General features: G+C 67.2%; 20 protein-coding genes, 1 tRNA gene and 1 pseudogene. 12 read left to right on the forward strand and 10 right to left on the reverse strand.

All coding sequences use genetic code 11. The annotated features are described in order from the left end of the window. Positions 1–185 (forward strand): annotated as a pseudogene (locus A5698_RS00440) (ABC transporter permease); the annotation flags it as partial. On the opposite strand, the gene A5698_RS00445 reads toward A5698_RS00440, so the two are convergent. Both A5698_RS00445 and A5698_RS00450 read right to left on the reverse strand, forming a co-directional pair. Further along, positions 182–1,231, reverse strand: a complete 1,050-nt coding sequence (locus A5698_RS00445) for a phosphotransferase family protein (protein ID WP_068291938.1) — start codon at positions 1,229–1,231, stop codon at positions 182–184. The pseudogene A5698_RS00440 and the gene A5698_RS00445 sit on opposite strands and share 4 nt — an antisense overlap. Positions 1,232–1,321: 90 nt before the next feature. Continuing rightward, complete coding sequence (locus A5698_RS00450; protein WP_068292066.1) at positions 1,322–1,864, reverse strand: TetR/AcrR family transcriptional regulator; 543 nt, start codon at positions 1,862–1,864, stop codon at positions 1,322–1,324. Positions 1,865–1,957: 93 nt separating this feature from the next. Here A5698_RS00450 and A5698_RS00455 point away from each other — a divergent pair, with 93 nt between their 5' ends. The 5 genes from A5698_RS00455 to A5698_RS00470 all read left to right on the forward strand — a co-directional run bounded on the left by A5698_RS00455 (position 1,958) and on the right by A5698_RS00470 (position 5,915). After that, on the forward strand, positions 1,958–2,647 hold the full coding sequence (locus A5698_RS00455; RefSeq protein WP_231967235.1) for a metal-dependent hydrolase: 690 nt from the start codon (positions 1,958–1,960) through the stop codon (positions 2,645–2,647). Between the two features lie 65 nt (positions 2,648–2,712). Further along, entirely contained in the window at positions 2,713–2,880 is a 168-nt protein-coding gene (locus A5698_RS29210) for a hypothetical protein (protein WP_231967236.1), read from the forward strand. Between the two features lie 4 nt (positions 2,881–2,884). Continuing rightward, positions 2,885–4,048, forward strand: coding sequence for an Rv3169 family protein (locus A5698_RS00460; RefSeq protein ID WP_068291940.1), 1,164 nt, complete (start codon positions 2,885–2,887; stop codon positions 4,046–4,048). 67 nt (positions 4,049–4,115) lie between these two features. Then, positions 4,116–5,144 carry an epoxyqueuosine reductase gene (locus A5698_RS00465; protein ID WP_068291944.1) on the forward strand — a complete coding sequence of 343 codons (1,029 nt, stop codon included), beginning with the start codon at positions 4,116–4,118 and terminating at the stop codon, positions 5,142–5,144. A 57-nt stretch (positions 5,145–5,201) separates the two neighbouring features. After that, positions 5,202–5,915 carry a cutinase family protein gene (locus A5698_RS00470; RefSeq protein WP_068291947.1) on the forward strand — a complete coding sequence of 238 codons (714 nt, stop codon included), beginning with the start codon at positions 5,202–5,204 and terminating at the stop codon, positions 5,913–5,915. A gap of 3 nt (positions 5,916–5,918) precedes the next feature. Here A5698_RS00470 and pth read toward each other — a convergent pair whose 3' ends face one another. From pth to A5698_RS00510, 8 genes are all read right to left on the reverse strand, one after another. Then, on the reverse strand, positions 5,919–6,497 hold the full coding sequence (pth, locus tag A5698_RS00475; protein WP_068291950.1) for an aminoacyl-tRNA hydrolase: 579 nt from the start codon (positions 6,495–6,497) through the stop codon (positions 5,919–5,921). 6 nt (positions 6,498–6,503) lie between these two features. Next, positions 6,504–7,175, reverse strand: coding sequence for a 50S ribosomal protein L25/general stress protein Ctc (locus tag A5698_RS00480; protein WP_068291953.1), 672 nt, complete (start codon positions 7,173–7,175; stop codon positions 6,504–6,506). 143 nt (positions 7,176–7,318) lie between these two features. Continuing rightward, positions 7,319–8,191 carry an oxidoreductase gene (locus tag A5698_RS00485; RefSeq protein ID WP_068291956.1) on the reverse strand — a complete coding sequence of 291 codons (873 nt, stop codon included), beginning with the start codon at positions 8,189–8,191 and terminating at the stop codon, positions 7,319–7,321. 90 nt (positions 8,192–8,281) lie between these two features. Continuing rightward, a complete protein-coding gene (locus A5698_RS00490) occupies positions 8,282–8,962 on the reverse strand; it encodes an LpqN/LpqT family lipoprotein (protein ID WP_068291959.1) in 681 nt (226 codons plus the stop codon). Further along, positions 8,959–9,303, reverse strand: a complete 345-nt coding sequence (arsC, locus tag A5698_RS00495; RefSeq protein WP_068291961.1) for an arsenate reductase (glutaredoxin) — start codon at positions 9,301–9,303, stop codon at positions 8,959–8,961. Before arsC ends, A5698_RS00490 begins: the two co-directional genes overlap by 4 nt. Further along, positions 9,304–10,284, reverse strand: coding sequence for a ribose-phosphate diphosphokinase (locus A5698_RS00500; protein WP_067089459.1), 981 nt, complete (start codon positions 10,282–10,284; stop codon positions 9,304–9,306). It abuts the gene before it with no gap. 98 nt (positions 10,285–10,382) lie between these two features. Further along, positions 10,383–11,870, reverse strand: a complete 1,488-nt coding sequence (glmU, locus tag A5698_RS00505) for a bifunctional UDP-N-acetylglucosamine diphosphorylase/glucosamine-1-phosphate N-acetyltransferase GlmU (protein WP_068291964.1) — start codon at positions 11,868–11,870, stop codon at positions 10,383–10,385. A 66-nt stretch (positions 11,871–11,936) separates the two neighbouring features. Further along, positions 11,937–12,008 (reverse strand) — tRNA-Gln (locus tag A5698_RS00510). A 98-nt stretch (positions 12,009–12,106) separates the two neighbouring features. On the opposite strand from A5698_RS00510, the gene A5698_RS00515 reads away from it, so the two are divergent. The 6 genes from A5698_RS00515 (at position 12,107) to eno (ending at position 20,767) form a co-directional block, all read left to right on the forward strand. Further along, positions 12,107–12,712 carry a TetR/AcrR family transcriptional regulator gene (locus tag A5698_RS00515; RefSeq protein WP_064401528.1) on the forward strand — a complete coding sequence of 202 codons (606 nt, stop codon included), beginning with the start codon at positions 12,107–12,109 and terminating at the stop codon, positions 12,710–12,712. A gap of 76 nt (positions 12,713–12,788) precedes the next feature. Beyond that, positions 12,789–16,433, forward strand: a complete 3,645-nt coding sequence (gene mfd, locus A5698_RS00520; protein ID WP_068292070.1) for a transcription-repair coupling factor — start codon at positions 12,789–12,791, stop codon at positions 16,431–16,433. A 257-nt stretch (positions 16,434–16,690) separates the two neighbouring features. Further along, a complete protein-coding gene (locus tag A5698_RS00525) occupies positions 16,691–17,317 on the forward strand; it encodes a hypothetical protein (RefSeq protein ID WP_068291967.1) in 627 nt (208 codons plus the stop codon). A 169-nt stretch (positions 17,318–17,486) separates the two neighbouring features. After that, positions 17,487–18,557 carry a nucleoside triphosphate pyrophosphohydrolase gene (locus tag A5698_RS00530; protein WP_068291970.1) on the forward strand — a complete coding sequence of 357 codons (1,071 nt, stop codon included), beginning with the start codon at positions 17,487–17,489 and terminating at the stop codon, positions 18,555–18,557. Positions 18,558–18,660: 103 nt separating this feature from the next. After that, the gene (locus A5698_RS00535) at positions 18,661–19,392 is read left to right on the forward strand and encodes a lytic transglycosylase domain-containing protein (protein ID WP_067089449.1); all 732 of its coding nucleotides are present in this window, start codon (positions 18,661–18,663) and stop codon (positions 19,390–19,392) included. A gap of 85 nt (positions 19,393–19,477) precedes the next feature. Beyond that, the gene (eno, locus tag A5698_RS00540; protein WP_067089649.1) at positions 19,478–20,767 is read left to right on the forward strand and encodes a phosphopyruvate hydratase; all 1,290 of its coding nucleotides are present in this window, start codon (positions 19,478–19,480) and stop codon (positions 20,765–20,767) included. The last annotated feature ends 5 nt before the right edge of the window (positions 20,768–20,772 follow it).

Genomic DNA, 20,772 nt, shown 5'->3' on the forward strand with positions numbered 1-20,772 from the left:
GGAATCCGGTGTCGTCGCTCGCTCAGGCGATGCGTCAATTGTGGGGCAACGGCGGCCCCGCGCCGGAAAGCGCGCAGCTTCCGCTGCACCATCCGGTGCTGGCGACCGTCATCTGGTCGCTGGTGCTGACCGCCCTGTTTGCGCCGTTCGCCCTGCGCGCCTACGCCCGCCGCACGGGAAGCTAGCCGCGGATCGCGACCGTCGTCCATGCGGGCAGTATCGGTGCCCGGGTGAGGAAGTGGTCCGATTGCCCCGTCACGCGTAACAACGCCTGCATCCGCAATATGCAGCAGCCCATGCGGACCATCGCGAAGATCTCGTACCAGTCGAGATCCTGCAGTGGCCGACCCAGCATCTCCTCATAGCGCTCGACCACCGAGGCGCGGCTGTCGAACCCCGCAAGTTCGGGGTCGAGGTCGAGCCCATTGACCTCGAGCATCTGCTTGCGGGTCGCCAACCACCAGGCGATGTCGGCTTCGGCGGGGCAGATGCAGGCCTGCTCCCAGTCCAGGGCCCCGACGAGTTCACCGTCGTCGTCGAAAATGGCATTCGACAGTCGTGCGTCGCCCCAACAGATACTCAAATCCGTTGTCGGAGAAGGCAAACGGTTCGTCAGCCAGTCGAATGCCTCGACCATCACGTCGGGGAGCTGGTCTTCGGTGCCCCAGCGGGCGTATTCGCGCCACCAGTCCAGCTCGGCGGCCACGCCCACCCCGCCGGGCCGCGCCAGCCACGGCGCCGATTCGACCGGAACGCTGTGCAGCCGAGCGAGCGTCTCGACGAACGAGTCGTGGGCGCGGCGCTGTACCGCAGGGCCCGCGTCGTGGAGCCAACCACGCGTGGCGTAGGAGGTGTCCGATGGGGTGTGGCCGACAATGCGCGGCATCACAAGGAACTTCGAGCCGATCCAGGACGGATCGGGTTCGTAGAGCAGCGGTGACGGAGTCGCGACACCGTGGGTGTGCAGCAGTTCCTGCGTGCGCGCCTGCGCCTGGAGGTCGTACTCCGGAAAGATCCCGCCACCGGCCGGCGGAATGCGGATCACGTACTCGGTCGACGCTCCGTCGGCGGTGACCGCGAAAACCAGCGACTCGCTGGACCACCCCGCGGCCCGGTTGGCCGTGCGCAGCTCCGACACCTCGACGTCACCGGAGGACCGCTGCGCGAACCAGTCGCGCAGTCGCACGCGGGCGGCGGACAGATCGCGCTTGACGAGAGCGATTCCGACCATGCGAATAGGGTTACACGAGCGCGGTGCAATGTAAAGGAATGACTTGTGACATACCGCAGCGCGCGGACAAGATCGTCGACGGGCTGGACGCTAGCTGACCGCCCGACGCGTCTGTCCGACGTCCAGGCCCGCGGCGTGGCGCAGCTCGGCGAGGAAGTCGGCGGGAGTGCCGCCACCGATCATGTAGTGGCACACCGCGATCCGCACCACTGCTGCCGCCGCGACGTTGCTGGCCTCGCCCGGGATGATCCGCGCGATGCGCTCGTGCATGATCGGCAGCACTCGTTTCATCTGGGACAGCACATGTTCAGGTTCCACATCGGCGAGCGAGCCCAGCGAGTAGGTGCTTTGGAACTGCACGATGAACCGTAGCGCCGCATCGAGCCGCTGCGAACCGACCAGTCCGGCCATGGCCGCGGCGATGCCCGCATCGAAATTGTCTTGTTCGTAGAGCCCGAACGCCTCGAGCAGGCCCTCCTTCGACCCGAAATGCCGATAGACCGTCGGACGGGAGACCCTGGCTTCGGCGGCGACGTCGGAGAGTTGAAGCCGGCGCCGGCCGTCGCGCGCGAGCACCACGAACGTCGCAGCAAGAATGCGCCGCCGCGTCGACTGCTCGTCCTGATCCGACATCGCCACCCTTTACACCTACGCCATCAAATGTCACACTGACGCTACAGCACACGCGTCCACGAGCGAGGCATCCGTGGGCTCCATGTTAATCCGGTGCGGAGGGCAGCAGCGGTGACCGACCTGGTGATCCGCAAGATCGGCTGGGAGTTCGACGCAGGCGTTCCGTTCAAATGGCAGCCGGCCAATCCCAACTTCGGGTTGTTCTGCAACGCATTCACGTTCATTGCCGTGCCGTTCGAGCGCTACATCGTCAGCGCGGTACGGATGGCGGCCGACCGGTTCGCCGAGAACCCCGCCGTCGCCGACGAAGCCGACGCGTTCCTCAAGCAGGAGGCGCAGCATGCCGCCGCCCACCGCAAGCACATGCTCGCGCTCATCGCGCGTTACCCCGAACTCGAACAGTGTTACGCCGACGCCTGCGCGGCCTACGACGCGCTCATCGAGAGCCGGCCGGTGGAGTTCCACCTGGCGTACATCGCGAACCTCGAGGCGACGTTCACCCCGCTGTTCAAAGTGCTTCTGGACAATCGGGATTCGTTGTTCGGTGGGGGAGACGCGCGCGTCGCATCGCTGATGATGTGGCATTTCGTCGAGGAGATCGAACATCGCAGCTCCGGACTCATCCTGTCTTCGCAGGTCGCGCCCAACCCTTGGTATCGCGTTCGCCACATCAGGGGCATGTGGGCGGCATTGCCGATGCGATCGCCGGGGAGTTCGACCGCATCGTCCCGTTCGATGACCGTGGGGCGTCGACACGCGAACTGCTGTCCGGGGCGTTTCTGACCGGCGAACTCAAACAGCGTCTCGGCCGCAGCCACGGTGGAGGCGCACCCACGATCTTCCATTCGGTGCCCACGCGCCACCTGGTGACGATGGTGTGGCGACTGGCGCTGTCGCAGACCCCGTATCACGACCCCGCCGATCAGCCCCTGCCCGAGTGGGCCGACGAGTGGATGCGGGCCTATGACCGCGGCGACGATATGACGACGTTCTTCGGATCGGCCGCAGAAAGGTGACCTTTTGCTGACCACCAACTACGGCGGCCTGGTGCCGGAGGACGAACTGCTGACGCACCAGATCGTCGACACGTTCGCGACCGTGAGTCAGTCCGATCCATCGTGGACCGAGAAGATCTGGACCATCGCCCACGCCCGGGACAACTCGCTGCAGGTGGTGCTGGGCGTCGGAAAGTACACCAACAGAGGGGTTTTCGACGGCGCCGCCGGTGTCTGTCGCGGTACCGAACAGTGGACGGTGCGCGCCGGGCGACGACTGTCGTCCGATCCGTCGGCCCCCGAGGTGGGGCCGATTCGCTACCGCGTCGAGAAACCGCTGCGCGCTGTACGGATCAGCCTCGATCCGTCCGAGCACGCACCGATCGCCTTCGATGTGCAACTCGAGGGCACCTTCGACGCGGCGTTGGAGGACCCGTGGCCCGACCGCAGCCCCGACGGCTATCGGGTCACCCACAACGTCTTGCGCTACCACCAGATCGGCGCGGCGTCGGGCTGGGTGGAGGTCGAGGGTGACCGCACCGAGATCGCGCCCACCGACTGGATCTCGATTCGCGACCACTCGTGGGGGCTGCGCCCGGGCGTCGGCAAGCCCATCCCGGGCTTACCGCGCGGCGGTCGCAGGATCCGCCAGATGTTCATGACCTGGCTTCCGATGACGATGACCCGCCCCGACGGCTCGAGGTACTCGCTGTTCGTCATGTACCAGGAGGAGCGCGGTGACGGTTTCCTCGAAATCCGTTGTCAGGCCGAGCAACAGAACGATGACGGTACCGCCCACCGGTTCGTCTCCGTCGAACAGGACATGCACTTCACCGACGACAACCGGCGGTTCACTCACGGCGTCGTCACCCTGATCGACGCCGACGGCACGCGCCGGCCCCTGACGGTCACCGCGGCCGGGCCCACCGGGTTCCACCTCGGCACCGCCGGCTATTACGGCTGGAACGATTGGGTTTACGGCGAATGGGTCGGCGACCTGAAGGTCGAGGGCAGCCACGTCACCGACTGTGATACTCCGGAGAATGCCCGCAAACTGCATCAACTGCGTGACCTGCTGGTCCGCGTCGACGACCCGGTGGGTGGCGGCTCGGGGTTCGGCAACGCCGAGACGTTCGCGCTCGGGGAGTTCCCCGAGCGGGGGCTCACCGCGCAGAACTCGTTCCTCTGATCGCCGGGCGTCGGCGCGCATTGGCCCAGCGGCGTGCCCCAGCTGAGTATTGTGTACTATACCTAGTATGGTGCAGAGAGCCGGACGCCTGGATGATCACCCCACGGTGCGCAAGGTGCGCGCCCGGCCGAGGCGGGCGCCCGGCGTCGTCGACGGGGACTGGCTGCGCCGGGTGTGCCTCGAAGCCGGCGCCGACGACGTCGCATTCGTCAGCGCCGACAACCCGGAGTTGGCGTCGGAACATGAGCACGCCGATGCCGCCCTGCCCGGCGTACGGAGTTACATCTCGCTCGTGGTGCGGATGAACCGCGACAACGTCCGTTCGTCGGCCCGCAGCGTGGCCAACCAGGAGTTTCACCGCAGCGGCGAGATCATGAACGAGGCGGCCCATCGCATCACCCGCGCACTCCAGGATGCGGGCCATCGAGCGATCAATCCGTCGATGTCGTTTCCGATGGAGATGGACCGCTATCCCGGGCGCATCTGGGTGATTGCGCACAAGCCCGTCGCCGTCGCGGCCGGACTGGGTGTGATGGGCATCCACCGCAACGTCATTCATCCGAAGTTCGGCAACTTCATCCTGCTCGGTACCATTCTGCTCGCCGCACCGGTCTCCAGTTACGGTGAGCCGCTGGGCTATTCGCCGTGCCTGGAATGCAAGCTGTGTGTCGCGGCCTGTCCCGTCGGTGCCATCAAGAAGGACGGCGACTTCGACTTCCTGGCCTGCTCGGTGCACAACTACCGCGAGTTCATGGGTGGTTTCACCGACTGGGTGCAGACCGTCGCCGACAGCGAGGACGGTGCCGACTTCCGCTCCCGGGTGACCGATTCCGAGAACGCCTCGATGTGGCAGAGCCTGTCGTTCAAAGCGAACTACAAGGCCGCCTACTGCCTGGCGGTGTGCCCGGCAGGCGAAGATGTGATCGAGCCGTATCTCGACGACCGCAAGGCGTTCATGGACCTGGTGCTGCGCCCGCTGCAGGACAAGAAGGAGACGCTCTACGTGCTACCCAACTCGCCGGCCAAAGAGCACGCCGAGCGTCGGTTCCCCCACAAACAGGTGAAGGTCGTCGGCAGCGGGATTCGCGGCGTGTGACCGGGGCCGCGGCCCACCCGCGGAATACATCGTCGTCGAGTCGGCGTTTGGCCATGCATGAAGACGACACTGCCGCTGCGTCGGCTGATGATCATGGTTGCGGCAGTGCTCATCTCGGGCGCATCGCTGAGCGCACCCCTCATGGCGACGGCTGGCGCGGCGCCCACCGGCGAATGTCCCGATGTACAAGTCGTGTTCGCGCGCGGCACCGGGGAACCGGTTGGCATCGGCCGCGTCGGGCAGGGCTTCGTCGATGCGTTGCGCCCGCTCGTGGGCGACAAGTCGATCGCCGTGTACGCGGTGAACTATCCGGCGACGCGGGACTTCCTGCGCGCAGCGGAGGGCGCCAACGACGCCAGCCTGTTCGTGCAGAACCTGGCGACCACCTGCCCAGACACGCGAATCGTGCTCGGCGGGTATTCGCAGGGCGCGGCCGTCATCGACGCGATCGCGCTGGCGAACACGCCGACACTCGGGTTCACCCAGCCGATGCCTGCCGCCGTCGCCGACCACGTAGCCGCGGTCGCGGTGTTCGGCAACCCGTCCGTCCGGCTGCTCGGCGGTCCGCTGACCGCGTTGAGTCCCGGATACGGTGCCAAGACCATCGACCTGTGCAACGGCGCGGATCCGGTGTGCTCCAACGGAAACGACGCGGCGGCGCACAGCCTCTACGTCGAGTCGGGGCTCGCCACGCAGGCGGCGCAGTTCACTGCCGCGCGCCTCGGCGGCGGGGCGCCGATCACCACGCTGTCCGGCCACACCGGAGGCTGACGCTCAGCCCCAGGCGTGCACGATGTTCTGCGCTGGCTCCACGCCCTGGGCGACGAGGATCTCGGTGGCGTCGGCGGCCTGCTCACAGATCGTCGGGACGTCCTTCCACTCCGTGGAGGTGAACGTGCTCAGCACGAACTTCGCACCGTCCATACGCCCGGGCGGTCGCCCGATGCCGATCCGGACGCGCTGAAAGTCGTTGCTGCTCAACGCCGAAGCGACCGACCGCAGACCGTTGTGCCCGGCCACGCCGCCGCCGAACTTCAGCCGGATGCGGCCGAAGTCGATGTCGAGCTCGTCATGGATCACCACGACGTCGGCGGGCGGCACCGAGTAGAACTTGGCCAGCGGCCCGACCTGCCGACCCGACTCGTTCATGTAAGTGCGCGGTTTGGCCAGCACCACGGCCCGTCCGGCGAGGCGGCCGGTGACCACCTCGGCGCCGGACTTCTTGTGCACCTTGAATCCCGAGCCGATCCGGTCGGCGAGGATGTCGGCGACGAGGAACCCGAGATTGTGCCGCGTGGTGGCGTACTGCGGTCCCGGGTTGCCCAGGCCGACCACCAAAAGTGGTTCGGCCATGCCGGACTACTCGGAGTCTTCGGCGGGGGCCGCTTCGGCGGAGTCGCCCTCTTCGGCCTCCTCCGCGGTCTCGGCGGCTTCCTCCTCGGCCGTCTCGCCGCCGGCTTCGGCCTCGAGCTCCTCGGCCGACGGCGCCTCGACGACGTTGACCACCAGCATCTCCGGATCCGAGATCAGCGTTACACCGGACGGCAACTCGACCGAGCCCGCGGTGAACTGGGTGCCGGCCTCGACGCCCTCGACCGAGACCGTCAGCTGCTGAGGAATGGACAGCGCGTCGGCCTCGACCTCGACCGTGCTGGCGTCCTGGGTGACCAGCGTGCCGGGCACCGCTTCACCCTCGATGATGACGTTGACCTCGACGACGACCTTCTCGCCGCGGCGCACGACGAGCAGATCGGCGTGCGTGATGGTGCGGCGGATCGGGTGGATGTCGAGGGCCTTGGTCAGCGCGAGCTGTTCCTTGCCGTCGATGTCGAGCGTCAGCACGGCGTTCGTGCCGGCGTTACGGAGAACCGCGGCGAAATCGTGGCCGTCGAGTTCAAGGTGCTGCGGATCGCTGCCGTGACCGTAGAGGACGGCGGGCACCTTGCCGTTGCGGCGGGCGCGGCGCGATGCGCCCTTGCCGGTCTCGACGCGGACCGCGGCGGTCAGGTTGTTGGGGGCGTTCTTCGCCATGATGTGGGTGCTCCTGTCGTGTGCTCAGCACGGCCAGGGCTCAACCACAAGAGTTTCGCGTCGATAACGGTGACCTCCGCTTGCGCGGCCACCCTCGCCGTGATCACGGGTCAGGGTAGCCGGAAATACCGCTGCCGCCCAAATCAGAGCGGGAACTTGGTGTCCGTGAGCTGCTCGGAGAGCTCCCACAGCGCGGTCGCCGTCTTGCCGTCGCGGGCCAGCGGACTGCGCAGCTGCGTCGGGCCCGTGGGACCGCGGCTGCCGAACCGGGGGCCGACGAAGGTGTCGCCCGGCAGGTCCTGGGCCGCCGCGTACAGCGTCTGCCGGGCCCCGAACTCGGCGTCGGTGGCGAACACCCGGTTGGCCGCGAGCCAGAAGCGGGTACCGACCGGGTTGCCGGTCTGTGCCTGCAGGTTGGTCGCGGAGTAGCCCGGGTGGGCGGCGATCGCCTTGATCGGCGAGCCGGCCTCGGTGAGCCGGCGCTGCAGTTCCTTGGTGAACAGCAGGTTCGCCAGCTTCGACTGGCCGTACGCGGGCCACGCCAGATACGGCCGGGCCTTCCAGTTGAGGTCCTTGAGGTTGATGCGGCCGAGCAGGTGCATTATCGACGACACCGTCACGACCCGGTCGCTGATCTTGGGCAGCAGAAGGTTGGTCAGCGCGAAGTGACCGAGGTGGTTGGTGCCGATCTGGCTCTCGAATCCGTCGACGGTCAGCGCGTACGGCACGGCCATGATGCCGGCGTTGTTCACCAGAATGTCGACCGCGTCGACGCCGTCGGCGAAGGTGCGGATGGACGCGAGGTCCTGCAGATCGAGCTTGCGGACCTCGACGTCACCGGTGATCGCGGCCGCGGCTTCGTCGCCTTTCGCGGTGTTGCGGACGGCCAGGATGACCTTGGCGCCGGCGCCGGCCAGTTCGCGCGCCGTGATGAGGCCGAGCCCGCTGTTGGCCCCGGTGACGATGACGGTGCGTCCGGTGAAGGAGGGCAGATCCGCGGCGGTCCAATCGCTCATGGCGACCACCTTATGAGGAAACCGCGAAACTGTGTTCCAGCAGGCCTTCACTCGCACTTTCGCTGCTGGAATACAGTTTCGCGGGGCGAGTTACTTCGGCGGCGGCTTGGGGATCGCGACGTTGATGCCGCCGATGATCTTCTCGATGTCGGGGGCCTCTTCGACCGCCTTGTCCGCATACCCCGTCACCGTGAACTGGATGAGATACCGCTGCTTGGCGGGCGGTGCGCCGGTCGCGATCACGATGCGGTTGTAGCTGTGCATCCGGGCGCCGTTCAGGTCGTAGCTGCCCTCGATCATCGCCGACGGGAAACCTTTGAAGTCGTCCATGGACGCGTTGAGGCGCTTGAAGTTCTGCGACATCTCGGCGTCGACGTACCCGTGCTTGATCGCCTCCCGCGGATCGAAGTCACCGGTCAGCTTCATCACCACCAGCATCGCGATCGGATAGGTCTCGCCCTTGGCGATCACCCTGGTGCCGGGTGCGAAGTTCGTGTTGAAGTACGGCTGCCAACCCGCGGGCGTCGGATACGACACCGTCAGGTCGGTGAGCTTCTCGGGGAAGACGGGCTGGCCCTTCACGCCTGCCCGTTCCAGGAAAGTCGCGATGGGGACCGGCTTCTGGTCACCGGACGCTTCGGTGGACGTCGGCGACGACGACGTCGACCACACCGACTGGTAGTTGGGCGGTTCGGTGCCACAGGCGGACACGGCGGTCGCGCCGATGACCGCCACCGCACCGGCCAGAAGCGCAAAGCCCCGGCGTGTCACAGAATTTCGCGCACCGTGTCGATCGGCCGGGCCAGGCGGGTGCCCTTCGAGGTGACGACGAACGGACGCTCGATCAGGATCGGATTCGCGACCATGGCGTCGAGCAGTTCGTCGTCGGATGCATCCGCCAGCCCGAGCTCGCGGTACAGCGACTCCTTCTTGCGAACGGCGGCCCGCACCTCGATGCCGGCGTCGGCGATCATCTTCTCCAGCTCGGCGCGTGTCGGCGGCGTCTTCAGGTACTGGACGATCTCGGGTTCGATCCCGTTCTCCCGCAGCAGATCCAGCGTCTTACGCGAGGTCGAGCACTTGGGGTTGTGATAGATGACATTGTCCGGCATTTATGCCGACCCGTCGAAAAGACTTGTGACAGAACCGTTGTCGAACACCGCGCGGATCGTGTTCGCCAACAGCGGCGCGATCGACAGCACGGTCAACTGCGGGAAGCGCTTGTCCTCGCCGATCGGCAGCGTGTTGGTGACGATCACCTCGCAGGCCCCCGAATCGGCGAGCCGTTCCCGCGCGGGATCGGAGAGCACGCCGTGGGTCGCCGCGATGATCACGTCGCCCGCACCGTCCTGTTTGAGCAGTTTGACCGCGCCGGCGATGGTGCCGCCGGTGTCGATCATGTCGTCGGTCAGCACACAGGTCTTGCCCCGCACGTCGCCGACGACGCGGTTGGACACCACCTCGTTGGGCTTCAGCGGGTCGCGGGTCTTATGGATAAAGGCGAGGGGGACGCCTCCTAATGAGTCGGCCCACTTCTCGGCGACGCGGACCCGGCCGGAGTCCGGCGACACGACGACCATGTCGTGATCGGCGTAGTGCTCGGCGATGTACCCGGTGAGCAGTTTCTGCGCGCGCATGTGGTCGACTGGGCCGTCGAAGAAGCCCTGGATCTGGTCGGTGTGCAGGTCAACGGTGACGATCCGGTCCGCGCCCGCCGTCTTGAGCAGGTCGGCGACCAGTCGCGCCGAGATCGGTTCACGTCCGCGGTGCTTCTTGTCCTGCCGTGCGTACGGATAGAACGGCAGGATCGCGGTGATCCGCTTGGCGCTGCCGCGCTTGAGCGCGTCGAGCATGATCAGCTGTTCCATCAGGTGCTCGTTCAGCGGCGCCGGATGGCTCTGCAGCACGAACGCGTCGCAGCCGCGAACGGATTCGTCGAACCGGACGAAGATCTCGCCGTTGGCGAAGTCCCGCGCGGTCTGCGCCGTCACGGGTACGTCGAGCTCCTTGGCGACCTGCTCCGCGAGTTCGGGGTGCGCCCGACCCGAGAACAACATCAAGTTTTTGCGATTGTCGGTCCACTCGGTGCCCACAGTGCGCCCTCAAGGTCGGGGATCGATACCGGCTAATCCTACGTAGGGTGACGCGTCGCCCGTGCCCGGGTGGCCAGATTGTGAACGGCCGGGGGCGATCACTGTGGCTCGGCGGTGTCCTTGTCGGGCCGTTCGCCCTCGTCGCGGCCGGTCGCCTGTTCCGCGGCGCGGGCCGACGCCGACCCCGGTCGTTTGCGCGCCACCCAGCCCTCGATATTTCGCTGCGGACCAGCCGAGATCGCGAGCGCGCCGGGCGGCACGTCGTCGCGCACGACGGTCCCCGCGCCGGTGTAGGCCCCGTCGCCGATGGTCAGGGGTGCGACGAACATCGTGTCCGACCCGGTGCGGACGTGCGAGCCGATCTTGGTGCGGCTCTTGGTCTCGCCGTCGTAGTTGACGAAGACGCTCGACGCTCCGATGTTGCTGTGTTCGCCGATGTCGGCGTCGCCGACGTAGGTCAGGTGCGGCACCTTGGTGCCGGTGCCGATCGTCGCGTTCTTCGTCTCGACGAAGGCGCCCAGCTTGCCGTCGGCGCCCAGCACTGTGCCCGGCCGCAGGTAGGTGAACGGTCCGACCGTCGCGCCGTCCCCGATCACCGAGGAACTGCCGTGCGTACGGCACACCGTCGCACCGTCACCGACGGTGACGTCGGCCAGCGTGGTGTCCGGCCCGATCTCACAGCGCCCGCCGACGCGGGTGCCGTCGAGTAGCTGGGTGCCCGGTTTGACGACGGTGTCGCGGCCGATGGTCACGTCGACGTCGATCCAGGTGGTGGCGGGGTCGATGACCGTCACCCCGGCCCGCTGGTGGGCGGCGACGATGCGCCGGTTCAGCTCGGCGCTCAGCTCGGCCAGCTGCACGCGATCGTTGACGCCCGCGACCAGCATCGAATCGTCGACATGTTGGGACAGCACGACGTGCCCGTCGGACCGCACGATCGAGACGACGTCGGTCAGGTACTGCTCCTGCTGGGCGTTGTCGGAGCTCAGACGGCTCAGGGCGGAGCGCAGTATGGCGCCGTCGAACGCGTACACCCCTGCGTTGACCTCGGTGATGGCCTGCTGTTCGGGGGTGGCGTCGGCCTGCTCGACGATGCCGAGCAGCTCGCCGCCGTCCGAGGTACGCAGGACACGTCCGTATCCGGTCGGGTCGGGCAGCGCCGTTGTCAGCACGGTTGCCGCGGCAGGCCGGGCGGTATGCGTGCTGACCAGCTCGGCCAGCGTGTCGGCGTCGAGCAGGGGCACGTCGCCCGAGGTCACCACCACGGTCCCGCCGAAGTCGGCCGGAAGCGCCGTCAGGCCGCACTGCACGGCGTGCCCGGTGCCCAGCTGCTGTTCCTGCGTCGCGGTGTCGATGGGACGGCCCAGCTCGGCGGCCAGTCGCTCCACCTCGGGCGTCACCTGGTCGCGGTCCTTGCCGACGACCACGACGACGTGCTGGGGCGCGGCCTTGGCGACGGCCCGCAGCGCGTGCGCGAGCATGGTGCGGCCCGCGAGCGTGTGCAGCACTTTCGGGGTGTCGGAGCGCATCCGGGTCCCCGCGCCGGCCGCTAGAACGACCACCGCGGTTTCGGTGGCTGCCGTCATCCGGTCTCCTGCCTATCGGATGTGCAATTCGTACGCGACTCGCTGGTGACGCGGTCTCGCTCGCTGCTCCGTCGCCAGGACTCGAACCTGAACTATCTGAACCAAAATCAGAGGTGCTGCCGATTACACCACGACGGATTGATCAACTCGTGATGCTAGTCCACCGCGGCCGCAGGCCATCTAACCTGATAACCGTGGCAGCACTCGACAAGGAGGTCAAAGCACCGCGGGCGCGCATGACCGGCGCCGAGCGGCGCCACCAGCTCATCGAGGTCGCGCGCAAGCTCTTCGCCGAGCGCGGCTACGAAGGCACCTCGATCGAGGAGATCGCGCAGCGCGCCAACGTCTCCAAACCCGTCGTCTACGAACACTTCGGCGGCAAAGAGGGCCTGTACGCGGTGGTCGTCGACCGCGAGATGTCGGCGTTGCTCGACGGCATCACCTCGTCGCTGACCCGGATGACCAACAACCGCTCGAGGCTGCGCATCGAACGCGTCGCGCTCGCCCTGCTGACCTACGTCGACGAGCGCACCGACGGTTTCCGCATCCTGATCCGCGACTCCCCGGCGTCGATCACCTCCGGCAGCACCTATTCGACGCTGCTGAACGAGGCCGTCAACCAGGTGTCCTCGATCCTGGCCGGGGATTTCTCCCGCAGGGGACTGGACCCGGAGATGGCGCCGCTGTACGCGCAGGCGTTGGTCGGCTCGGTGTCGATGACCGCGCAGTGGTGGCTCGACGTGCGTGAGCCGAAGAAAGAGGTCGTCGCCGCGCATCTGGTCAACCTCTGCTGGAACGGGCTGATGCATCTGGAGAACGATCCGCTGTTGCTCGACGAGTGACGCAGATCTCGTCTCTGGATCCGGCAAACCCTCGTCGCGGCAAGCTTTTCGGCGCTTGCCTACGATGGAAGGCATCATGACCGCATCGGGGACCCTGTCTGTCCCAACCCCGATCGCCGGGCTTGTCGAACTGGCGCTACGAGATCCCTCCCTGAACGAGATCTCGCGCCGTGCCGCCGACAAGCCCGCCGATCTCGCCATCATCGGCCCGGCCGCCGCCCGGGTCTTCGTCGCGTCTGCGATCGCGCAGGCTTCACCGTTGGTCGTCGTCACCGCGACTGGGCGCGAAGCCGACGATCTGACCGCCGAACTGCGCGGCGTGTTCGGCGACGCCGTCGCGATGTTCCCCTCGTGGGAGACGCTGCCGCACGAACGGCTCTCACCGGGTGTCGACACCGTCGGTGCGCGGCTGATGTTGTTGCGCAGGCTGACCCACCCCGACGACGCCCGGCTCGGGCCGCCGCTGCGGGTGGTGGTCACCACCGCGCGGTCGTTGCTGCAACCCATGGCGCCCGATGTGGCCGACGTCGAACCGGTGACGCTGACGGTCGGCGTGGAGGCCGAGTTCGACTCGCTGATCGAACGGCTCGTCGAGCTCGCCTACACCCGCGTCGACATGGTCGGCAAGCGCGGCGAGTTCGCGGTGCGCGGCGGCATCCTCGACCTGTTCCCGCCGACCTACGAGCATCCGGTCCGCATCGAGTTCTGGGGCGACGAGGTCTCCGAGATGCGGATGTTCTCCGTCGCCGACCAGCGGTCGATCCCGGAGATTGGCGTCGACACGGTGATCGCCGTGCCGTGCCGCGAAGTGCTGCTGACCGAGGACGTCCGCGCACGGGCCGTCGAACTCGCCCGCGAGCATCCCGCGCAGGAGAACACGCTTCCCGGCAGCGTGCCCGACATGCTGGCCAGGCTCTCCGAGGGGATCCCCGTCGACGGGATGGAGGCGTTGCTTCCGTTGCTGCGTCCCACCGAGTTGGCGACGCTGTCGGATCTCCTTCCGGCGGACATGCCGCTGCTGATCTGCGATCCGGAGAAGGTGCGCACCCGGGCCGCCGACCTGATCAAGACGGGCCGCGAGTTCCTGGAGGCGTCCTGGTCGGCTGCAGCGCTTGGCGGTGGCAAGAGCACAGCCCCGATCGACCTCGAGGCGCTGGGGGCGTCGGGCTTCGTCGATCTCGACGACGCACGCGCCGCGGCCCGCGAGGGCGGGCATCCCTGGTGGACTCTGAGCCAGTTGTCCGACGAAGCCGGCTTCGAGGTGGACATCAGGCCCGCACCGTCGGCGCGGGGTTCGCAAGCCAGCATCGGTGAGATCTTCGCCATGCTGCGCGCCCACGTCGCGACCGGCGGTTGTGCCGCCGTCGTCACGCCCGGCGCTGGCACCGCGCAGCGCGTCGTCGAGCAGCTCGCCGAATCCGACGTTCCCGCAGGGCTTTTAGAGTCCGGCGGCTCACTCAAGGACGGCGTCGTCGGCGTGCTCAAGGGCCCACTGCACGACGGTGTCGTGATTCCGGGCGCGAAGCTGGTGGTGATCACCGAGACCGACCTCACCGGCAACCGCGCGACCGCCACCGAAGGAAAACGGCTTGCGGCCAAGCGGCGCAACGTCGTTGACCCGCTGGCGCTCACCGCAGGTGACCTGGTGGTGCACGACCAACACGGCATCGGACGCTTCGTCGAGATGACCGAACGCGTCGTCGGCGGCGCCCGCCGCGAGTACCTGGTGCTGGAATACGCGTCATCCAAACGCGGCGGCGGCACCGACAAGCTCTATGTGCCGATGGACTCGCTGGACCAGCTTTCCCGTTACGTCGGTGGGGAGTCGCCGACGCTGTCGCGGCTGGGTGGCAGCGACTGGACGAACACAAAGACCAAGGCGCGCCGCGCAGTTCGCGAGATCGCGGCCGAACTGGTGTCGCTGTACGCCAAACGACAGGCCTCGCCCGGCCATGCGTTCTCACCCGACAGCCCGTGGCAGGCCGAGATGGAGGACGCGTTCGGCTTCACCGAGACCGTCGACCAGCTGACCGCGATCACCGAGGTCAAGGGTGACATGGAAAAGCCCATCCCGATGGACCGGGTGATCTGCGGCGACGTGGGCTACGGCAAGACCGAGATCGCGGTGCGGGCGGCGTTCAAGGCGGTGCAGGACGGAAAGCAGGTCGCGGTGCTGGTGCCGACGACGCTGCTGGCCGACCAACATCTGCAGACCTTCTCCGAACGGATGGCGGGGTTCCCCGTCACCGTCAAGGGCCTGTCGCGGTTCACCGACCCGGCCGAGTCGCGCGCAGTGCTCGAGGGCATGAAGGACGGCAGCGTCGACATCGTGATCGGCACGCACCGCCTGCTGCAGACCGGAGTGACCTGGAATGACCTCGGCTTGATCGTGGTCGACGAGGAACAGCGTTTCGGCGTCGAGCACAAGGAGCACATCAAGTCGCTGCGTACCCACGTCGATGTGCTGACCATGAGCGCCACCCCGATCCCTCGCACGCTGGAGATGAGCCTCGCAGGCATCCGCGAGATGTCGACCATCCTCACGCCGCCCGAGGAGCGCTATCCGGTGCTGACCTACGTCGGGCCGCACGATGACAAGCAGATCGCCGCCGCGCTTCGCCGCGAACTGTTGCGCGACGGGCAGGCGTTCTACATCCACAACCGGGTGCGGTCCATCGACCAAGCGGCCGCACGTGTTTCGGCGTTGGTGCCCGAGGCGCGCGTGGTCGTCGCGCACGGCCAGATGCCCGAGGAACAACTCGAGCGCACGGTCGAGGGCTTCTGGAATCGCGAATACGACATCCTGGTCTGCACGACGATCGTCGAGACAGGCCTGGACATCTCCAATGCCAACACGTTGATCGTCGAGCGCGCCGATACTTTCGGGCTGTCGCAGCTGCATCAGCTCAGGGGCCGGGTCGGCCGCAGCCGGGAACGCGGCTATGCGTATTTCCTGTATCCGCCGGAGGTTCCGCTCACCGAGACCGCTTATGACCGGCTGGCCACCATCGCGCAGAACAACGAACTCGGTGCGGGCATGGCAGTGGCCATGAAGGACTTGGAGATTCGCGGTGCGGGCAACGTGCTCGGTGCCGAACAGTCCGGGCACGTCGCCGGTGTCGGGTTCGACCTCTATGTGCGTCTGGTGGGTGAAGCCGTCGAGGCTTACCGCGCCGCCGCGGACGGGGAAACCGTTGCCGCACCGGAGGAACCGAAGGACGTCCGGATCGATCTGCCCGTCGACGCGCACCTGCCGCCCGACTACATCGGCAGCGACCGGCTCCGGCTGGAGGGTTACCGAAGGTTGGCGGCGGCCCCTGATCAGGGGGCGGTGAACGCCGTCGTCGAGGAACTCGTCGACCGGTACGGCCCGCTACCCGAACCCGCTCGGCGCCTGGTGGCCGTCGCGCGTCTGCGGTTGCTGTTGAAGGCCTACGGCGTCACCGAGGTCAGCTCGGTGTCGGAGTCGACGGTGCGGCTCTCCCCGGTGCAGCTGGCCGATAGCCAACAGCTGCGGCTCAAGCGGATGTATCCCAGCGCCGGCTACCGGGCGACCACGTCGACGGTTCAGGTGCCGATCCCGCGCGCCGGTGACGGCATCGGCGCACCGCGCATCCGCGACCTCGAGTTGGTGCAGATGGTCGCCGACCTGATCCTGGCGTTGGACGGGAAACCACAGGGCAGCGTCGACTTGATTTCGAGCCCGATTTCGGCCGGCTGACCGCCAGGTCAGGTGTCATTTCGGGCTGTCGCACCCGGCCCGGAACCCAGATGCGCTGTTAACGCACCGTCGCGCCGATCCGACATACACATCGGGGGGTCAAGGTGTTGCTTGCCCGTTGACCGAGGGAGTCGTCCGAACCGAGGGCGTCGATCACCTATGACAGGTGGTTTAAGCAATTTCCTAAACCGAACATCACACGATGCCGCCGAGGAATCGGGGTGTGTCGCGATGACGCAAGGCGAAGGAGTTTTCGAATGGACTTCAAGAAACTGGCAGTAACCACCACGATGACCGGTGCACTCGGGCTCGGCGCGCTTGGCCTGGGCGCAGGCCTGGCGCAGGCACAACCGCACATCGACATCCCGCAGCCTCCGGTTCCGGGCCTGGACGTTCCTAATGTGAACGTTCCTGCTGTGCACGCTCCCGATGTGGACGTGCCGGCTGTGAACGTTCCGAATGTGGACGTGCCGGCTGTGAACGTTCCCGACGTGAACGTTCCGCAGGTCAACGTCCCCGATGTGAACGTTCCCAAGGTGAATGTCCCTGATGTGGATGTTCCGAAGGTGAATGTGCCCGATGTGAACGTTCCGCAGGTGAATGTGCCCGATGTGGACCTGCCGCGGGTGAACGCTCCCGATGTGGACCTGCCCGACGTGCAGTTCCCTGAGGTGGACAACTACTTCAGGCTCCCGAACGGACACATCCCGCCGGGGCAGCTGAAGAACTCGCCGTTCATCAACGGTGTCGCGAACCCGTTCTACGGAATCCCGCCCGGGCAGCTGAAGAAGCTTCCGGACGTGAATGGGGTCGTCAACCCGTTCTTCGATGAGAAGCCGGGCCACTGGGTCCTCCCGGACGATCCGTTCGTGCCGGAGTCCTGAGCACCCTGCCAAGGACACGATGGCCGTCCTGCCGCCAGGCAGGGCGGCCATCGCCGGTCCGGGGGCGCACCGCAGCGCCGGGCAGGGTTCGCCGACTTCGGCGTCCGACGAGGTGTTGGTATAACCGAGATCAGCGGATCCATCAAAACGCGTGAGGGGGTGTGACCCGATGACCGTCGTTTTGGTCGACCCCCGACGCCCGGCCCTGATCCCGATCGACGCGATCGATCTGCTGTCCGGCGACGTCCAGTACACCGAGGAAATGCCGATCAAGGTGCCGTGGTCATTGCCGTCGGCGCGGCCGGCATACGACGGTGAGGACGCGCCGGTGCTGTTGTCTTCGGATCCGGAACACCCCGCCGTCAAGGCCCGACTGGCCGCGGGCGATCGCGTGATCTCCGCACCGGAGGCCGCGCCCGGCGAGCGGCTCGTCGATGCCGTCGCGATGATGGACAAACTGCGCACCTCCGGGCCGTGGGAGAGCGAGCAGACGCACGATTCGCTTCGCCGCTACCTGCTCGAGGAAACCTACGAGGTCTTCGACGCCGTGCACAGCGGCGACGCCGACGCGCTGCGCGACGAACTCGGAGACGTGTTGTTACAGGTGCTCTTTCACGCCCGTATCGCCGAAGACGCACCGCAGAATTCGTTCGGCATCGACGACGTTGCCGATGCGCTGGTGCGCAAGCTGGGCAACCGGGTCCCCGCCGTGCTCGCGGGCGAGCCGATCTCACTGGACGAACAACTCGCCCAGTGGGAGGAGCGTAAGGCACTCGAGAAGAAGGCAAAGCGGGCCAACTCGACGATGGACGACGTGCCGACCGCTCAACCCGCTTTGGCGTTGGCGCAGAAGGTGATCGAACGGGTCAGTGCCGCAGGTCTGCCCGGTGACCTGATACCCGATGCGATCACGTCGGTGACGGTCACGGCGGGCAGTGACGCCGAAAACGCTTTGCGCTCGGCGGTTCTGGAGTTCATGGACATTGTGCGGCGGACGGAGCGGGCGATTGCGGTCGACCGCCGCGGGGACGACGTGCCCGAGGAACTCGACGCGACCTCGTTGGGCACCGTGTCCGAGGATGAGTGGCGCGCGCACTGGCCATCCAGCGACGGGACCGAAACGGACGACGGCGGCGCCGCGATTGAAACAGAAGAGACCGATGACGACGCGGCTGAGACCAACGAGGCGGAGGTGGCCGATGAGGCTGCCGAGGCCGAAGTTGCCGATTCCGCGTCCTGAGCCGCTGAACAATTTGTGCACCCGAATCGCTCCCAACGCTGAGCCGCGACGTCCCGAACCCGTGGGACCATGGGCAGCGACCGAGGTTGGTTGAGGGAGTTTGGTGTCGCCGGTGCGTTGGCTACGTGCTGTCGCTGTAGTGGGTGCGACGGCGCTGCTTTTGGCTTCTAGCTGCTCTTGGCAGCTGGGGACGCCCATCCCTGAGGGCGTGCCGCCGCCGCCCGGCGACCCGGTGCCCAAGATCGACACGTACGCCAAGGGGCGCCCTGCCGATCAACTTCATGAGTGGGCGGCCGAACGCGCCCCCAAGCTGGGCATTCCGGTCGCCGCGCTCGAGGCGTACGCCTACGCCGCCCGGGTCGCGGAGGTCGAGAACCCCGACTGCAAGCTGGCGTGGACGACGCTGGCGGGCATCGGCCAGGTGGAAAGCCACCACGGCACCTACCGCGGCGCGGCGATCGGATCGAACGGCGACGTGGAACCGCCCATCCGGGGTGTCTGGCTCGACGGCACCAACGGCAACCTGGAGATCTTCGACGACGACGCGGTCAGCAACGACGGCGATTCCAAGCACGCCCGCGCCATGGGCCCTATGCAGTTCATCCCCGAGACCTGGGGGCACTACGGCGTCGACGCCAACAACGACGGCGAGGTCAGCGCTGACAACATGGACGACGCCGCGCTGTCTGCCGCGGGCTATCTGTGCTGGACCGGCAAGGACCTGGCCACGCCGCGCGGCTGGATGAACGCGCTGCGCGCCTACAACCAGTCCGACCAGTACGCGCGGACCGTGCGGGACTGGGCGACCGCTTACGCGGACGGGCACCCCCTCTAGACACGCCGACCCAACTGGGAGGCTCTAGGCTCGTCGGTTGACGCGAACACTCGCCCCCACCACCGAGGACACCAAGGAGACGCCAGTGCCCACAATCGATCAGGTCGGAGCCCGAGAGATCCTCGACTCCCGGGGAAACCCGACGGTCGAGGTTGAGGTCCTGTTGGGAGACGGTTCCTTCGCCCGTGCCGCGGTGCCATCGGGCGCCTCGACCGGTGAACACGAGGCCGTGGAGTTGCGCGACGGCGGCTCGCGCTACGGCGGCAAGGGCGTCGAGAAGGCGGTCGAGGCCGTGCTCGACGAGATCGGTCCCGCCATCATCGGTCTGCAGGCCGACGACCAGCGGCTTGTCGACCAGGCGCTGCTCGACCTGGATGGCACGCCCGACAAGTCGCGCCTCGGCGCCAATGCGATCCTGGGCGCCTCGCTGGCCGTGGCCAAGGCCGCCGCCCAGGCGGCCGACCTCGACCTGTTCCGCTACATCGGCGGGCCGAACGCCCACATCCTGCCGGTGCCGATGATGAACATCCTCAACGGCGGCGCGCACGCCGACACCGGCGTCGACGTGCAGGAGTTCATGGTCGCGCCGATCGGCGCCGCATCGTTCAAGGAAGCGCTCCGCTGGGGCGCCGAGGTCTACCACTCGCTCAAGTCGGTGCTCAAGTCCCAGGGGCTGGCGACCGGCCTCGGTGACGAAGGCGGATTCGCGCCCGACGTCGCGGGCACCAAGGCGGCGCTCGATCTGATCCTGTCGGCCATCGAGGCCGCCGGGTTCAAGGCCGGCTCGGATGTCGCGCTCGCCCTCGACGTGGCCGCGACCGAGTTCTACGCCGACGGGCAGGGCTACAAGTTCGAGAACGAGGTGCGCACAGCCGAGCAGATGGGCCAGTTCTACGCGGGCTTGCTCGATACGTATCCATTGGTGTCGATCGAGGATCCGCTGTCCGAGGACGACTGGGACGGCTGGATCGCGCTGACGTCGGCGATCGGGGACCGCGTGCAGCTCGTCGGCGACGACCTGTTCGTCACCAATCCGGAGCGGCTCGAGGACGGCATCCAAAAGGGCGCCGCGAACGCGCTTTTGGTGAAGGTGAACCAGATCGGCACGCTGACCGAGACGCTCGACGCCGTAGCGCTCGCCCACAACAGCGGCTACCGCACGATGATGAGCCATCGCAGCGGCGAAACCGAGGACACCACGATCGCGGACCTCTCGGTCGCGGTGGGCAGCGGCCAGATCAAGACCGGCGCGCCGGCCCGCAGTGAACGCGTCGCCAAGTACAACCAACTGCTGCGCATCGAGGAGAATCTCGGTGACGCCGCGCGTTACGCAGGCGACCTCGCCTTCCCGCGGTTCGCGATGGAAGCCAAATAGACCGG

The organism is Mycobacterium sp. E136 (assembly GCF_001666865.1).
GTDB lineage: Bacteria > Actinomycetota > Actinomycetes > Mycobacteriales > Mycobacteriaceae > Mycobacterium.

Bases quoted from the DNA above. Each gene is read 5' to 3' on its own strand.
- A5698_RS00445 (WP_068291938.1), bottom strand. From the start codon at position 1,231: ATGGTCGGAATCGCTCTCGTCAAGCGCGATCTGTCCGCCGCCCGCGTG.
- A5698_RS00450 (WP_068292066.1), bottom strand. From the start codon at position 1,864: ATGTCGGATCAGGACGAGCAGTCGACGCGGCGGCGCATTCTTGCTGCG.
- A5698_RS00465 (WP_068291944.1), top strand. From the start codon at position 4,116: ATGGTGCAGAGAGCCGGACGCCTGGATGATCACCCCACGGTGCGCAAG.
- A5698_RS00470 (WP_068291947.1), top strand. From the start codon at position 5,202: ATGAAGACGACACTGCCGCTGCGTCGGCTGATGATCATGGTTGCGGCA.
- pth (WP_068291950.1), bottom strand. From the start codon at position 6,497: ATGGCCGAACCACTTTTGGTGGTCGGCCTGGGCAACCCGGGACCGCAG.
- A5698_RS00480 (WP_068291953.1), bottom strand. From the start codon at position 7,175: ATGGCGAAGAACGCCCCCAACAACCTGACCGCCGCGGTCCGCGTCGAG.
- A5698_RS00485 (WP_068291956.1), bottom strand. From the start codon at position 8,191: ATGAGCGATTGGACCGCCGCGGATCTGCCCTCCTTCACCGGACGCACC.
- arsC (WP_068291961.1), bottom strand. From the start codon at position 9,303: ATGCCGGACAATGTCATCTATCACAACCCCAAGTGCTCGACCTCGCGT.
- glmU (WP_068291964.1), bottom strand. From the start codon at position 11,870: ATGACGGCAGCCACCGAAACCGCGGTGGTCGTTCTAGCGGCCGGCGCG.
- A5698_RS00515 (WP_064401528.1), top strand. From the start codon at position 12,107: ATGACCGGCGCCGAGCGGCGCCACCAGCTCATCGAGGTCGCGCGCAAG.
- mfd (WP_068292070.1), top strand. From the start codon at position 12,789: ATGACCGCATCGGGGACCCTGTCTGTCCCAACCCCGATCGCCGGGCTT.
- A5698_RS00525 (WP_068291967.1), top strand. From the start codon at position 16,691: ATGGACTTCAAGAAACTGGCAGTAACCACCACGATGACCGGTGCACTC.
- A5698_RS00530 (WP_068291970.1), top strand. From the start codon at position 17,487: ATGACCGTCGTTTTGGTCGACCCCCGACGCCCGGCCCTGATCCCGATC.